Here is a 13,684-nt window from a genome sequence, read left to right as displayed (position 1 = left end):
CGATGTGCGTGAAGCACCGGCGAAACGCTGTCGGATACGGCGAGCGACCTGAGTGAACGAGCGGTCCACGTGCAAACGCAAACTCGGTTGAAAGATGGTGCAGGCGATTCTAGATATCGGCGGAAGTCGAAGTCAATATCGGGTTGTCGAGATTCGAGTGCGCTTATTTATCGAAAATTGTAATTGTTACTCGACGAATCGACTAAATATGTAAATGTGGCTCGCTTGATAATGGAATGCTGATAAATAGCGAATGTGGCGGGTAAATATCGACGGCACCCCGTAATCGATACCGAACCGGAGCGGCTCATTTCGGGCTGCAATGCACAACGACTTTGCGATTGCGGCCATTGCATGCGATTGCCCGCATTCCATCGGGACGTCGCTTTCGCCAGCACGTGCGGGCTGCCGGAGTCGCCGAGCCTTCGCGCCGTTGCGGTCGTGGTACGCCGTTCACGGCTACGAGCGCGAGACGGCGACACCTGCGGCAATTGCCGCCGTAAAGCCCAGTCCCGCCGCGCCGCCCGGCTCCAGCGGGCAGCAGCGGCGCATCCTTCCCCGAAGCCCTATGCGGATGTCAGCTTTTGGGCTGGTGGATCGAGCCGGACGGGTAGTGCGTGTCCACGACCGACAGCGTTCCGCCATCGAGGTCGTAGATGCTCGCGCCGGCCGCTGCGGTGTTGCCGCGCAACTCGCCGTTCGTGACGGTGACGTTGGTCGCGCCGACCTGCGACGCACGGCTGATCATGTAAATCGCGCCGCCGTTGCGGCGTGCGGCGTTCGCTTGAAACCGCGTGTCGCGAAACGTGACGAGCGAACCGTAGTCCGCGTACGCGCCGCCGCCGTCGTGCGTGGCCGCGTTGCGCAGAAACGCGGAGCGCCGATGCGTCGCCGTCACGCCCTCGCGGTCGAGCACCGCACCGCCGTAGATCGCGCGGTTGCCGTCGAACGTGGTGTCGACGATCGTCAGCACGGCCTTGCCGAACGCATAGATCGCGCCGCCTTCGAGCGCCTCGTTGCGTTCGAACCGGCAGTTGCGCACGGTCATCGTGAAGCCGACCGGATCGCTGTACGACTCGAGCGCGCGTCCGGCCCGGTATGCCTTGAGTCCGTTGGGCAGATACGTCTTGCCTGCGTGATAAGCCAGCAGTCCGCCGCCCTTGCCGTTGTAGGTGAAGCCCACCGCGTTGCCGTCGCGGATCGTCAGCCCGTCGAGCACGGCCTGATTCGCGCCGTAGACGACGTGCGGATAGCGATCGTCGCCCGCGGCAAGTTTCGCGCTGAGCACCGTCGGCGCCGCGTCGCGGCGGCGCTGTGCGACGTCGGTTTCGGTGCCCGCGAAGCCGCCATACACCTCGACGCCGTCATACAGCGTGAACGCGGCAATCCGGTCCGCGTCGCGCCGCGCCGGATGATAGCGCCCGGCCTTCACCCAGACGGCGGCCTTCGAAACCGACGCCAGATCGATGGCGGCCTGCAGGTCGGTCAGCGCAGTCGCCCACGACAGGCCGTCCTGCGTCGCCGACGCCGATGCCGGCACGACGTGGATCACCTTGGCCGCGACCGCGTCACGCGTCACGACGGGCCGCGTGTACTCGCCGCGGTATTCGACCACGCCCTCGTTGCGCGAATAGAACTGTACGAGCGTCGCGACCACGGGCGCCTTCAGCAGTTGCGCACCGTACGGACGCGGCTGATAACCGACGCCGGTCGGCAGCGGCGCGAGATCGGCCGCGCGGACCTGGCCGTCGAGATTGCTGATCGGCAGAAAGTCGGCGAGCGGCAGCGTCTGCCCGGCGGGCACGTGCGAGCCGAGCGCGGCCACGATGTCCTCGTGCCAGTTGTAGACGTCGTCGATGCTGCAATTCACGATGATCGGATTGTTGTTCGCGCCGGTGCCCTGATAGAGGCCGGCGCCGAGCCCGCTGGTCGCCTTGTTGCCGACGATCGTCACGTTCGCGAGCAGCGGCGACGAGCCGCCGTCGTTGCCGATGCCGCCGGCCGTCGTCGCTTCGTTGCCGGTCACCAGCACGTTGAACAGCAGCGGCGTCGACGCGAAATCGTTGTAGATCGCGCCGCCCTTGTCCTGGCTGCGGTTGCCGACGAAACGACAGTCGATGAACACCGGCATCGCGCCGAGGTCGTTGCTGACCGCGCCGCCGCGCTGACTGGCCTCGTTGTCGACGAACTCGACGTTCGTGAACGTCGCCTGCTCGGCGCCGGGCTTGTGGACGTTGTAGACGGCGCCGCCTTTCGGCGAGAAGTTGTTCCGGAAGATGCAGTTGCGCACGACCGGACTCGTCATGAAGTTGCGCATGCCGCCGCCGACCACCATGTCGCCCTTCAGGATGTCGTCCGGCGTCAGATGCAGGCGCGGCTTGTCGGCGCCGTACGCGTGCGCGATCGTGAAGCCGTCGAGCACGGCCCGATCCGCGCCCATCACGATGGTGTGCGTGTTGCGGGTGCGATCGCCGTTGCCGATGTCGCCGCTGAGCGTCGTGACGTGCTGCGCGTAATCGCGCTGGTCGCGTGCGGTTTCGCCGCCGGCGAAGCCGCCGTACAGCGCGACGTCGGCCTTGAGCGTGAACGATTGCGTGGCGTCGTCCGGATGCGGATGGTAGGTGCCGTGCGCGACCCAGATTTCGTCGCCGGCCGACGCGGCCGCGAGCGCGTCGCGCGGCGACTGGAATGCGGTGCGCCAGGTCTTGCCGTCTCCGCCTGATGCGGCGCGCTGGTCCACGTACCAGAGCTTGCCCGGCAAGGACGCAGCGTGCGCGCCCCAGCTGTGCGCGACGATACCGGCACACGCGGCCGAGATGGCCCGGATTGCTTGTCGGCGATGCATGTCCACTTCAGATCTCCTCGTCACGTCATGTCGTCCGGCGCTGCGCCTGCGCAGCACGGCTACCGGCAAATGTCGCAAGTCTGGAAGCGGGAAAGCGGTTTTGCTTTAACTCAGATCAATGGCGATGCAACCAACAGAGATCAAGATCGACCATCGCCATCGAGACGGCGCACGTCGCCGCGGGCCGAACCCGCGGCTTCTTCGAGGTATCAGGGAGTTTCCCCATGTCGTTGTTTGAAAAGGTCCTGACGGCGCTTTCGCCCGAACAGGAACACGCTGCATCGAATGGCGCGGTCAATCGTCCGCGGCGCAATTTGATGCTGGGCGCCGGCGCGGTCGCGATCGGATTGGCGAATGCGCGGGCGGCCGATGCGGCGGGCAACGAGGCGGGCCACGCCGGGATCGACCGTTCATGCCGGGTCAGTGCCGCACGGCTCGACAAGCTGGTCGCGGACGCGTATCTGCTGTTCAACAAGCCGGCGATACTCCCTGCGTTCGACGCGAAAACCCACGGCGCGCGTTTCGACGTCGACCTGCATCGTCTCGTCACGTACACCGTCAACCCGCAAAGCGGCGAGAAGATCAAGGTCAGCGGGCTGCTGGCATTGCCGGTCGGCGCAAGCGGCAAGCTGCCGCTCGTGTCGTGGCAGCACGGCACGATCCTGTCGTTCGATCAGGTGCCGTCCAATCTCGTTCTGCTCGCCGACCCCGACCGTCAACTGACGGACGCCGCCGACTCGCTCGAAACGCTCTTCAACGTGCATCGGTTCGCGGCGCAGGGCTATGCCGTGATCGCCGCCGATTACGTCGGCAAGGGGCCGTTCCGCGATGGCCGGGGCGAAGCGTATGCGGTCAAGGACGTGACGGTGCGCACCTGCGTCGACGTGTTGACGGCAGGCGAGGCCGCGATGCGCGCGCTGGGCGTCGCGCCGTCGAAACTGTTCCTGCACGGCTGGTCGCAAGGCGCGCTCAACACGCAATGGCTGCATCAGGCGTTGCGCAAGCAGTCGCGGCCGATCGCCGCAACGGCCGTCGCCAGCCCGTTCAACGACCTCAGCGAGGCATGGCGGTTCTGGGCCGGCGCGCAGACGTTTGCGCTTCCGCGCGGCGTACAGGCCTATCCGGCGCTTCCGGACTGGATCTCGCTCTGCATGATCGTCACGCTCGGCAGCTACGAGTTGCAGTACGGGCTGAAAGGCTTGATGAAAAGCGCGATCCGGCCGGAGTTTCAGCACCTCGCGGCGCAGTACTGGTCGGATTACACGCTCGACGCCGAGCGGGCGAAGTCGCTGCCGACCGGCGCCGGGTTGTTGAATCCTGGCTTCTTCGAGCACTACACGGCCACGCAAAACAGCGCGTTTCTTCGGCAGCTCGCGGCCAATCGCGCGACTTACTGGAATTACGACAGTCCGATCCGCTTCGATTACGGGCTTGCCGATGAAGCGATTCATCCGGCGATGGTGTATCCGGTACTCGCGGCGGGCGGTTCCTACGTGAGCGGGGTGGCCGTCCCGGCGGCGAGCCATCGCGGGACGTTTCTCGCCGGGCTGTACGGCGATGCGTCGACGCTCGGCGGAGCCGAGAACATTCTCGCGTGGTTCGACGGGCTGCGATGAGCGCATTTGGGCCGGCGGCCCAAGGCTGCGCGTTCGCCGGGTTCCGTCTCGGCAACGTGCCGGTTCAATAGAACGGGCCACGGTGGAAAGGGCGGCGAGCGCGACGGGCTGATGGCCTTCAGTCGGGATGGCAGTGAAGAACGGATGTCGCGCCTGCGTTTCGGGAACTCACATGCGCGCTTCGTGGCGGCGATCTTTACGGCGTCGATTCGTCGGCAGGGTGGTGATGCATCGCGTCGTGATCGTGCCCGGCCTTCGCATCGTGCCCATGATCGGACAACTGCGCGTCGAACCAGTCGTGAAGCGCCGCGATCAGACGCGGCTGCTCGCTGCGGTAGACGATCTCGCCGCCGTCGCGCACGTCCCGATAGTCGATCTCGAGCTCGCCCGGCTGTGCCGTACGCAATGCGGCGAGCCCCGGCATGTCGGCGCCGTGGATCTGCTCCGGTGCACCGAAATCGCCTGACGAGAAGCGACGCGCGATCGTGGCCAGATGCTCGCGGATCAGCGCGGTCTGCTTTGCGTCGCGACGCTTGGTGACGACCCGCTGGATGCCGCCGTCGGCGGTCTTCGTGAAGATATGGGTCGTGGCCGCGAGCGAGAACGGCATCACCTGCGCGCCGTGTCGGGCGACGTCCTGCTGGCGTGGCGTGACTTCGGCAAAGGCGGGCGGCGAGGCGACGACCATGCCGAACACGATGGACATCGACGCCGCGACGACTGCTGCTGAACGGGAGTTCATGGGGTGTTCCACGTGGTGTGAATCCATCGCTGCCGACAGCGGGGCGATGTGTTGCTCGATGGTGGCGCGCACGGGTCATGGTTCGCCGACCGGTCACCGGAATCTTGCTTGGTTCAGGTCGCTTCGGCAAGACTTCCGCGCTTTCGTTGAGCACGCTCTAGCGGTCCGCGAAAATTCCGCTATTCGATGCGTGATCATCGAATCTGCCCGGTGCCTCCATTGTGTGGTTGAAGGTCGGCGCGATTCCGAGCCGGCACGGACGTAACGACGAGCGCGCCGATCATGGCGGCCGCGGCCGTTGAAATCGCCGCCAACAAGACGAGCGGCTCCCAACCGGCGCTGGTGACGACGAGACCTGAGATGGCCGTACCGATCGCGCCCGCGACGTAGTAGAAGGTCAGGTACGCCGAGTTCAATGCGCCGGCTCGCGCCGGCTCGATCGCAACGACGCTGGCCTGATTGGCGACCTGGGCGGCGAAACAACCGGCATCGAATACGGCCAGCGCGGCCGCCGTCGCGGCTGGGTGGCCGAGCGAGACGGTCAGCGCACATGCGGACGCCGCCGCAACCGCGAGGCCGCAGACGATCACGGTGCGGCTGCCGAACCCGTCCGCCAGGCGCCCCGCGACACGCGTGACGACGAGGCCGAGGAGTCCGGCGAGGCTGTACAGTCCGATGGCCGCCGCATCCAGGTTGTACGGCGGCGCGGCGAGCCGCACCGCAAGCCCGACCCAGATCAGGTTGAAAGCAAGGAACCACAGCATCCCGGCATAGATGCGCAACCGCAGCTGCCGGGAGGCCCGCAACAACGACGGCATCGAACGCAACGTCGAGAAGTAGCCCGTATGCCCGGGCGGCCGTTGCGCGGGTAGTAATGGCATGACGCAAAGGGCTGAAACGACCGCGAAGGCCGCGAACGTCAACAGCGCGCCTCGCCATCCATACCACTGCGCGAGAACGCCGCCCACGAATCGGCTCAGCAAGATCCCCGCCGATATGCCGGCGGAGATCGTCCCCATGAGCCGCGCGCGGCGGTGCGGATCGGCGCACTTGCCGACGACGGCGCTGCTTTGCGCCGCAACCGTCGTCGTCGCGCCGATGACAACGAAGCAGGCAATCAGCGCGTCCGGGCCTGGCGCGTACGCGGCAAGCGCCAGCGCGCACGCGAGCGCCGCAAGCTGCTCCGGAATCAACGTGCGCGGACTGAGTTTGTCGACCAGCGGCACGAGCAGCACCAGGCCGAGCAGATAGCCGATCATCGCGCCGGACGCGACGGCGGTAATCGGTGCGACCGGCACCCCGAAATCGGCGGCGATGAAGGAAAGCGCCGGTTGCATCGCGTAGTCGTTCGCGATGGCGCCGCCCGCGGCGATCGAAAGCACCGCTACCGCGCGGCCCGACAGCCGCGCGTTCTGCTCGGCCCGGCCCGTCATTTGCCGGCCCTGACGGCAATGGCCTCGACTTCGGCGAGGATCGCGTCGTCGACGAACGGCAGCGCATGCACGAGCGAGAATGCCGGTCGAATCTCGCCATAGACCTCGCCGTGCGCACGCGCAGCGTCTTCCCAGTGTTCGAAGTCCGCGACGACCAGCCGGCTTTGCACCACGTCCTCCAACCGGAATCCGTTGTCGAGCAGCACCTTCTCGACAGTGGCGAGTGCATCCCGCGTTTGCGTGTAGACGTCCGGGCCTTTGCCGGCCGTCCCTGAAATGTAGATCGTGTCGTTCACGATCACGGCCCGCGAGTAACCGACCTTCGGTTCCCACGGGGAGCCGGTGCTGATGAGTTGACGCATATGGATCGTCCTTCGATGAGAAGATGGTTCTGGAACAACTACTTGGGTAGTAGTTGAATGCGATCGTATACTACTGCGGTAGTTAGTCAACTCCCTTTCCACAGAAAAGAGTCCCGAATGACGGCAGACGCAGAATTGATCGCTTCCATGACGCGACTGGGATTCACCCAGTACGAAGCGCAGGCATACGCGGCCCTGGTTGGTCAGGCCGCGCTGACGGGAGCGGAAGTCGGGCGCAGGGCATCGATGCCGGCCTCGAAGGTGTATGAGACGCTGGCTCGGCTGGAAGCACGGGGGGCCGTACTCGTCAACCGCTCGGAGCCGGTGCGGTACGCGGCCGTGCCGCACACATCACTGTTGGCCGAGCTGCGCTCGCGCTTCAACGCCGACCTCGAGTCGGCAGCGTCCGCGCTGGATCGGCTGCCGGTTCAACAGGAACCGGGGCTGGTCTGGTCGCTCAGTGGCGCGGAGTCGATCGTGCAGGCCTTTGCGCGGGTGATCTCGAATGCGCAGACCAGCCTGTTCGCCGGTATCTGGGACGAGGAGCTCGACGAACTGGGCCCGCTGCTCGAAGCGGCCAGCGGGCGGGGGATCGACACCCATGTCGCCATCTATGGCAAGCGGACGTTGAAAGGGCCGCACACGTACGACATGGCCGAATGTGGGGCCAGCGCGAGACTGCGCCTGTCCGGCCGTCGCCTTGCGGTGGTGGTCGCAGATGAAGACGATGCGGTGGTGGCCGAGTTCGGCGACCACACGCCCGATCAGGCCACGGTGACAACCAACCCGGTCATTGCGCTGCTGGCCGTCGAGTACATCAAGGCCGACGTCAGCGGCCGCCTGATGATCGATGCGATGCCTTCGGCGGCATACGAGAAGTTGCTGACGAGTCGCGCGATGCGGGCGATGCTTCGGCCGGTTTCGGGGAAGCGGGTGAAAGAGGGTGGCGGCGGTTAGGCGTGTGAGCCGGGCGAGGGCGTGACGGACGCACGGCGCATCGACCGGGCGAAGGAGCAGGGGCGCAAGCCGCTGGTCATGCGCCGCACGGATTACAACCTGTGGACGTCGCCGCTCGATGGGCCGATGTGGCGATCAGGTGGCCGCTGCTTGATTCCAGCCCGATACGTGATCGAGCCGTCAGACGTGAGCGTGGCAAGGCGGCCCTTGATGAGAGATCAGACGTCCGCTGGGTTGATCAGTGACGTCAGGACATGATCCTCCCAAACGCCATTTATTTTTAAGTAGGCGCGCGCGATGCCTTCCTGCTCGAAGCCCAGCTTATTGAGCAACTGCGCGCTTCGCTTGTTCTCGGGTCGATAGTTCGCCATGACACGGTGTAACCCGAGTTCGGCGAACACATATTGGATAGCGGTAGAGAGACATTCGCGCATCAACCCGCGTCCCTCATGATCATGCGCAATCGAGAAGCCAAGGTGACATGCCTGGAACGGCCCTCGTACGATGTTCGTAAAATTGCAGTCGCCGATCAGCCGGTCTTCCTCTTTGTCGAACAACAACAGATGTATGGCGAGCCCAGCCGCGATCTCCCTTTCCATGGATTCGAGCCGTGCCTCAATCGACGGCAACGTGTAGAACGATTCGGACCGGGACGGTTCCCATGGCGACAAATGTGCGCGATTGGCAATGCAATATCCCAGCAAAGCGGACGCATGTCGGCGGCTCGCTAGCCGTATCGACAGACGCTCAGTGATCAGAATGTCGGACGGTTCGCTTAAAGCAGGTTTCATCGGGCGATTGACGAGGAGGAGAATCCGAGGACTCGAAGATAGCGCAGCCGAGCGGATTCGTTGCTCTTGTCTTGGACTAGTACGCTCGCGCGATGAATGACCAGATCGGCTCCATCGCACGGAGAGTTGCGGCGTCCGATGACTACTCCGCGTCGTGGTGGAGCCGGACGGCTTCACCAACAGATACAGTCCATTGCCGCCGGTAAGTTTGGTAGGCTTGTTGTCTGCCTTCGCTCGTCGGATCCTGATGTCGATAAGTGGCACGGTGAAAAAGGCGTATCGTCTCTGGATGGTCGAAGTGACACCCCTTTTTTCTCGGATGGACGCGACTTCCGACGAACGAAAGCGAACGATGAAAGGGCGTCCAACGCCCGACTGGCAAGGGTTCCAGGCAAATCGCCGAACCAACACGAACAGGAGCGAACGAAGTGATTAGACATATCGTCATGTGGAAGCTGAAGGAATCCGCCGAGGGCGGCACGCGCGCACAGAACGCGCTGAAGCTGAAAGAAAAGCTCGAAGGCTGCCGCGACCTCGTACCGGGCATCCTGCAACTCGACGTCGGCGTCGCGACGCCGGGCCTCGAAGCGACGTCCGACATCGTGCTGGTGTCCGATTTCACGGACCAGGCCGCGCTCGATGCGTACCAGGTTCACCCGGTCCATCAGGAAGTGAAGAAATTCGTGATGGCGGTGGCCGAATCGCGCCAGTGCGTCGACTATCTGTGCGACAACGCAGCACGATGAGCGACGCGGCATCTCCGACGGACGGCCCGTCGATCGAAAGCCCGTTCGTCGATCTGCTCGGCGTGCGGCTCGTCAGCGCGAAGGACGGCGCGAGCGAGATCGTGCTGCCGCTCGACGAGCGGCACATGAACACGTGGAGCATCGCGCACGGCGGCGTGACGATGACGCTGTCCGACATCGCGCTCGCGATGGCCGCACGCAGCCTGACCGACGACGGCGTCGGCGTCGTGACGGTCGAGATGAAGGTGAACTTCATGCAGCCGGGTCGCGGCGAATTGCGCGCGTACGGCCGCGTGATGCATCGCTCGACGACGATGGCGTATTGCGAAGGCGAAGTGCGCGACAGCGACGGCAACTTCGTTGCGAAAGCGCTCGGCACGTTCAAGTACATGCGGCGGCTCGCGGTAGGCCGCGACATCAAGCGGCAACGCACGCGCACGGCGCCCGACGCCCATCCGGGCCCGAGCGACGCGTAAGCGTCCGCACGCACGGCCCTGCCGATCACGGCAGGGCCGTTTCATTTTGCGCGGCGCGTCCGGCGCGCCGCCGGCTCGGCAGTGCGCGGCAAACGAAGCCATCGTTGCCTCACGCACACCTCGGCCGCAGCCTTCGCCACACCCTCCGCAGTGCCGCCGCCGCCCAACGGCTCGGCGCATGGCATCATGTGACGCTTGTCCGTTCACGGCGCCGCGCGCGCCGTCCTCACCGATGCCGCTGAATCCGAAGATCGCGCAGGTGCTCGACATGATCGAGCGTGCCAAACGTCCGTCCTATCATCATCAGACGCCGCAGCAGGCGCGCGCCGCGTACGAGAAAAGCGCGCCGATCCTCGACGTCGCGCCGGCGCCGATGCATTCGGTCGACGCCTGCGTCGTGCCGACCCGCGACGGCCGCACGATCGGCGCACGGCTTTACCTGCCGGTCGCACCGAGCCTCGCCGAGCCGCTGCCGGCGCTCGTCTACTACCACGGCGGCGGCTTCACGGTCGGCAGCGTCGACACGCACGACGCGCTGTGCCGGATGTTCGCGCGCGACGCGCAGTGCGCGGTGCTGTCGGTCGACTACCGGCTCGCGCCGGAACACAAGTTCCCGACCGCCGTGCACGATGCCGAAGACGCGCTGCGCTGGCTGCATCGCGAGGCCGCCGCGTTCGGCATCGACGCCGCGCGGCTAGCGGTCGGCGGCGACAGCGCGGGCGGCACGCTGGCGACCGTGTGCGCGGTGCTGGCGCGCGACGCGGGCATCCATCTTGCGCTGCAACTGCTGATCTATCCGGGCGTGACCGGCCACCAGGCGACCGAATCGCACGCGCGGCTGGCGAACGGCTACCTGCTGACGCAGGACACGATCCAGTGGTTCTTCTCGCAATACGTGCGCGAGCCGGCCGACCGCGACGACTGGCGCTTCGCGCCGCTCGACGGCACGCGCGGCGCGCCGTCGTCGTTCGCCGGCGTCGCGCCGGCGTGGATCGCGACCGCGGAATACGACCCGCTGAGCGACGAGGGCGCCGCGTACGCACAGAAGCTGCGCGCGGCCGGCAATACGGTCGCGCTGGTGTGTTATCCGGGGATGATCCACGAGTTCTTCAAGATGGGCGGCTACATACCCGAGGTGCGCGCCGCGCATGCCGACGCGACGGCGGCGCTGCGGGCCGCCTTCGACGGCGTTTGACGGCGGCGGCGGGCGGCGCCCGGCGTCGCGCGGAGGAAGCGATGACGGACGGCTGGGTCGAAACGGAAACGCAGACGGGCGACTGGGCGGTGCTCGGCGCGGATGCCGCGCGGATCCGCGATGCGGTGTTCGTGCGCGAGCAGCGGATTCCGCCCGAGTGGGAGCTCGACGATGAAGATCCGCTGTCGCTGCACGCGGTGGCGTACCGCGTCGATCGGGCGAGCGGCGCACGGCGCGCGGTCGCGACCGGGCGGCTGCTGCGCACCGGCACGATCGGCCGCGTCGCGGTGCTGGCGGACGCGCGCCGGCAAGGCGCCGGTTCCGCCGTGCTGCATGCGCTGCTCGAGGCGGCGCGGCAGCGCGGCGAGCCGCTCGTGCGGCTCTATGCGCAGGACGAAGCGGTGCCGTTCTACCTGCGCCACGGCTTCACGACGATCGGCGAACCGTTCGACGCGCTCGGCGTGCCGCACGTCGAGATGGTGCGCGCGCCATAGCGCCTAACGCCCAGCGACGCGTGTCAGCGGACGGCGCGCGGCGGTGTCGCGTCGATGTCGAACGTGAACGCGCGCTCGAACGTGCCGGGGCGGACGGTGCGATGCGAGCCGTCGTCGTCGCAGCGCTCCTTGATGTCGACCGTGAGCCGCACGCCTTCCTTCATCGTCACGCGCAGCGCGGTCGTGCCGCGCGTGCCGTATTCGGGCGTCTCGATGAACGCGGCCGACAGCGCGCGCTCGCGCTCGAGCGGAATGCCGGTGTGCGGCAGCGCGTCGTCGTCCGCGACGCGCGGATCGCGCAACAGGTCGATCAGTTCGTCGAGCGACGGCGTCGCGTTGTCGGTCAGCAGCGTGCCGAGTTCCGCGCGCTTGCGCACGACCTTCGGCCACGGCGTGTCGAGCCGCGCGTTGGACAGCGCATGCACGCCGGCGCCGACCGCCATCGGCGCGGCGACACGGCTTTCGCCTTCGGCCGCGCGATTGCAGAGCCACGCGAGCTCGCGCCGCTTCCAGTCGCCGACCAGCAGGTTGAAGCCGTTGTAGACGGCCGCGTGCTCGGCCAGTGCGCCGAGGTAATCGAGCGGCGCGACGCCCGGGCCGCCGAGGAAATCCGACACGAGCTTGCCGCGGGTCGGCGCGCCGGCGCGAATGTCGAACGGCGCACGGTAGTTCGTGAGCGCGGCGAAGCGGCCGTCGCGCGACACGCCGAGCCATGTGCCGCCGGCTTCGAGATCGCGGCCGGCCAGCACGCCCGGCACGTCTTCCCACCACGAAAGCGGCGCACTCGTCCGGCGAAAGAACTCGTCGCGGTTGGCGGCCAGCGTAAATACAGGACCGGCGGCGGCATCAGGCTGCCAGTCGAAGGCAATCAGACACATCGGGCGAATCTCTCGCAGGAAAGCTCGGGCGCCGGCCGCGAAGGGCGAACCGGCGTGCGAACGGGTTGGCGGTGCGCTACGCGTCGGTCGGCCACGCGTACGGCAGCGTGTCGAAGGCGAGCGCCGGGCCGTCGGCCGCGCCGACGTGCACGCTGCCGCTGTCGAGCGCGGCCAGCTTGATCTCGACCAGCGCATCGACGCCGCCCGCGGGCGCGGCCGCCGCGTTGACGATCATCCCGCACGGCTGGCCGGGGTCGTCGCTGTGGAACAGCTCGACGCCGGCATGCACGCTGTCGGTCTCGCCGGCGACGTGCGCGAGCGCGGTGCGGCGCTTGATCGTCCCGCGATACTGGCTGCGCGCGACGACTTCCTGGCCCGGGTAGCACCCCTTCCTGAAGTTAACGGCACCGATCACGTCGAAGTTGACCATCTGCGGGACAAACTGTTCGACGACCGGCTGCGTGATGCGCGGCTCGCCCGCGCGAACGTCGAGCCAGTCCCACACGGCCGGCGACACGACCGGCAGCGTGCCGGCGAGCGCGGCGATGCGCGCGTCGACCTCGGCGCGCGGCCCGATCCACAGGTAGCGCTTGCGCCCGGCCGCGTCCGGCACGCGGATCAGCACGCCGGCCGGGCCGTCGACCTTCACGTGCACGCCGTCGGGCAGCGCGTCGAACACGCCCGACAGCGCGTCGCGCACGTCGCCGCTGAAGCCGACCACCGCGACGGCGTCGCTCGCGTCCGACAGCTTCGCCTTCGCGCGCAGCACGAACATCGACAGCCGTTTCTGGACGGCGGCCTGCACGTCCTTCGACACCAGCAGGCGCACGCCGTGGCCCTCGCGCCACGCGAGGAACGACGCGAGCAGCCGGCCCTTCGGCGAACAGTAGCCGGCCACGCGCGCACTGGCCGCATCGAGATGCTCGATGTCGTTGGTGAGCTGGCCGTGCAGGAACGTCGCGGCGTCGTCGCCGGCCACGTCGATCACGCCGAACTGCGCAAGCGGCATGCACGCGGCCGGCGCGTCGAAATCGGCGGCGGACGGGCGGGGGAAAACGGGGAGCGAGGCGGATGCGGGCTGGGCAGCCGGTGAAGCGAACGGTGTGCTCATGGAATGAGGGAACAGTCAACCCTGACTTTGACGAAGGC

Annotated in this window: 13 protein-coding genes; 6 read left to right on the top strand and 7 right to left on the bottom strand. The window is 66.9% G+C overall.

Annotated features, from left to right (window positions below; all coding sequences use genetic code 11):
- Window positions 1–577 precede the first annotated feature (577 nt).
- Window positions 578–2,845: a right-handed parallel beta-helix repeat-containing protein gene (locus C3Y15_RS02055; RefSeq protein WP_124259642.1), complete on the bottom strand. Its 2,268-nt coding sequence runs from the start codon at window positions 2,843–2,845 to the stop codon at window positions 578–580.
- Window positions 2,846–3,069: 224 nt separating this feature from the next.
- On the opposite strand from C3Y15_RS02055, the gene C3Y15_RS02050 reads away from it, so the two are divergent.
- Window positions 3,070–4,461 carry a lipase family protein gene (locus C3Y15_RS02050; protein WP_124259643.1) on the top strand — a complete coding sequence of 464 codons (1,392 nt, stop codon included), beginning with the start codon at window positions 3,070–3,072 and terminating at the stop codon, window positions 4,459–4,461.
- Between the two features lie 196 nt (window positions 4,462–4,657).
- Here the strand turns inward: C3Y15_RS02050 and C3Y15_RS02045 are convergent, their stop codons facing one another.
- The 3 genes from C3Y15_RS02045 to C3Y15_RS02035 form a co-directional block, all read right to left on the bottom strand.
- Window positions 4,658–5,203: a hypothetical protein gene (locus C3Y15_RS02045; protein ID WP_046426906.1), complete on the bottom strand. Its 546-nt coding sequence runs from the start codon at window positions 5,201–5,203 to the stop codon at window positions 4,658–4,660.
- 194 nt (window positions 5,204–5,397) lie between these two features.
- Window positions 5,398–6,636: an MFS transporter gene (locus tag C3Y15_RS02040; RefSeq protein WP_124259644.1), complete on the bottom strand. Its 1,239-nt coding sequence runs from the start codon at window positions 6,634–6,636 to the stop codon at window positions 5,398–5,400.
- The gene (locus C3Y15_RS02035; protein WP_059461298.1) at window positions 6,633–6,998 is read right to left on the bottom strand and encodes a RidA family protein; all 366 of its coding nucleotides are present in this window, start codon (window positions 6,996–6,998) and stop codon (window positions 6,633–6,635) included. The genes C3Y15_RS02040 and C3Y15_RS02035 overlap by 4 nt, the downstream gene beginning before the upstream one ends.
- A gap of 117 nt (window positions 6,999–7,115) precedes the next feature.
- On the opposite strand from C3Y15_RS02035, the gene C3Y15_RS02030 reads away from it, so the two are divergent.
- Window positions 7,116–7,955: a TrmB family transcriptional regulator gene (locus tag C3Y15_RS02030; protein ID WP_011885050.1), complete on the top strand. Its 840-nt coding sequence runs from the start codon at window positions 7,116–7,118 to the stop codon at window positions 7,953–7,955.
- Window positions 7,956–8,173: 218 nt separating this feature from the next.
- Here C3Y15_RS02030 and C3Y15_RS02020 read toward each other — a convergent pair whose 3' ends face one another.
- Window positions 8,174–8,746, bottom strand: a complete 573-nt coding sequence (locus C3Y15_RS02020; RefSeq protein ID WP_034195361.1) for a GNAT family N-acetyltransferase — start codon at window positions 8,744–8,746, stop codon at window positions 8,174–8,176.
- A gap of 428 nt (window positions 8,747–9,174) precedes the next feature.
- On the opposite strand from C3Y15_RS02020, the gene C3Y15_RS02015 reads away from it, so the two are divergent.
- From C3Y15_RS02015 to C3Y15_RS02000, 4 genes are all read left to right on the top strand, one after another.
- The gene (locus C3Y15_RS02015; protein WP_034195362.1) at window positions 9,175–9,492 is read left to right on the top strand and encodes a Dabb family protein; all 318 of its coding nucleotides are present in this window, start codon (window positions 9,175–9,177) and stop codon (window positions 9,490–9,492) included.
- Window positions 9,489–9,968, top strand: a complete 480-nt coding sequence (locus tag C3Y15_RS02010) for a PaaI family thioesterase (RefSeq protein ID WP_011885047.1) — start codon at window positions 9,489–9,491, stop codon at window positions 9,966–9,968. The genes C3Y15_RS02015 and C3Y15_RS02010 overlap by 4 nt, the downstream gene beginning before the upstream one ends.
- Before the next feature lie 232 nt (window positions 9,969–10,200).
- Complete coding sequence (locus tag C3Y15_RS02005; RefSeq protein WP_011885045.1) at window positions 10,201–11,163, top strand: alpha/beta hydrolase; 963 nt, start codon at window positions 10,201–10,203, stop codon at window positions 11,161–11,163.
- A gap of 41 nt (window positions 11,164–11,204) precedes the next feature.
- Window positions 11,205–11,657: a GNAT family N-acetyltransferase gene (locus C3Y15_RS02000; protein ID WP_014723142.1), complete on the top strand. Its 453-nt coding sequence runs from the start codon at window positions 11,205–11,207 to the stop codon at window positions 11,655–11,657.
- A 23-nt stretch (window positions 11,658–11,680) separates the two neighbouring features.
- Here the strand turns inward: C3Y15_RS02000 and C3Y15_RS01995 are convergent, their stop codons facing one another.
- Both C3Y15_RS01995 and C3Y15_RS01990 read right to left on the bottom strand, forming a co-directional pair.
- Window positions 11,681–12,535 (bottom strand): NRDE family protein, encoded by an 855-nt coding sequence (locus C3Y15_RS01995; RefSeq protein WP_014723141.1) that lies wholly within the window; start codon window positions 12,533–12,535, stop codon window positions 11,681–11,683.
- A 76-nt stretch (window positions 12,536–12,611) separates the two neighbouring features.
- The gene (locus C3Y15_RS01990) at window positions 12,612–13,646 is read right to left on the bottom strand and encodes a folate-binding protein YgfZ (protein ID WP_011885042.1); all 1,035 of its coding nucleotides are present in this window, start codon (window positions 13,644–13,646) and stop codon (window positions 12,612–12,614) included.
- Window positions 13,647–13,684: the final 38 nt, after the last annotated feature.

This window comes from Burkholderia sp. B10, assembly GCF_004368385.1.
Taxonomy (GTDB): Bacteria; Pseudomonadota; Gammaproteobacteria; order Burkholderiales; family Burkholderiaceae; genus Burkholderia; species Burkholderia vietnamiensis.
The sequence above is the reverse complement of the archived record's forward strand: the minus strand, read 5'-3'. Positions and strand labels throughout refer to the sequence as shown.

Excerpts from the sequence above, each read along its gene's own strand:
- C3Y15_RS02040 (WP_124259644.1), bottom strand. The coding sequence starts at position 6,636 with ATGACGGGCCGGGCCGAGCAGAACGCGCGGCTGTCGGGCCGCGCGGTA.
- C3Y15_RS01995 (WP_014723141.1), bottom strand. The coding sequence starts at position 12,535 with ATGTGTCTGATTGCCTTCGACTGGCAGCCTGATGCCGCCGCCGGTCCT.
- C3Y15_RS02055 (WP_124259642.1), bottom strand. The coding sequence starts at position 2,845 with ATGCATCGCCGACAAGCAATCCGGGCCATCTCGGCCGCGTGTGCCGGT.
- C3Y15_RS02030 (WP_011885050.1), top strand. The coding sequence starts at position 7,116 with ATGACGGCAGACGCAGAATTGATCGCTTCCATGACGCGACTGGGATTC.
- C3Y15_RS02005 (WP_011885045.1), top strand. The coding sequence starts at position 10,201 with ATGCCGCTGAATCCGAAGATCGCGCAGGTGCTCGACATGATCGAGCGT.
- C3Y15_RS02010 (WP_011885047.1), top strand. The coding sequence starts at position 9,489 with ATGAGCGACGCGGCATCTCCGACGGACGGCCCGTCGATCGAAAGCCCG.
- C3Y15_RS02050 (WP_124259643.1), top strand. The coding sequence starts at position 3,070 with ATGTCGTTGTTTGAAAAGGTCCTGACGGCGCTTTCGCCCGAACAGGAA.
- C3Y15_RS01990 (WP_011885042.1), bottom strand. The coding sequence starts at position 13,646 with ATGAGCACACCGTTCGCTTCACCGGCTGCCCAGCCCGCATCCGCCTCG.
- C3Y15_RS02000 (WP_014723142.1), top strand. The coding sequence starts at position 11,205 with ATGACGGACGGCTGGGTCGAAACGGAAACGCAGACGGGCGACTGGGCG.
- C3Y15_RS02020 (WP_034195361.1), bottom strand. The coding sequence starts at position 8,746 with ATGAAACCTGCTTTAAGCGAACCGTCCGACATTCTGATCACTGAGCGT.
- C3Y15_RS02035 (WP_059461298.1), bottom strand. The coding sequence starts at position 6,998 with ATGCGTCAACTCATCAGCACCGGCTCCCCGTGGGAACCGAAGGTCGGT.
- C3Y15_RS02045 (WP_046426906.1), bottom strand. The coding sequence starts at position 5,203 with ATGAACTCCCGTTCAGCAGCAGTCGTCGCGGCGTCGATGTCCATCGTG.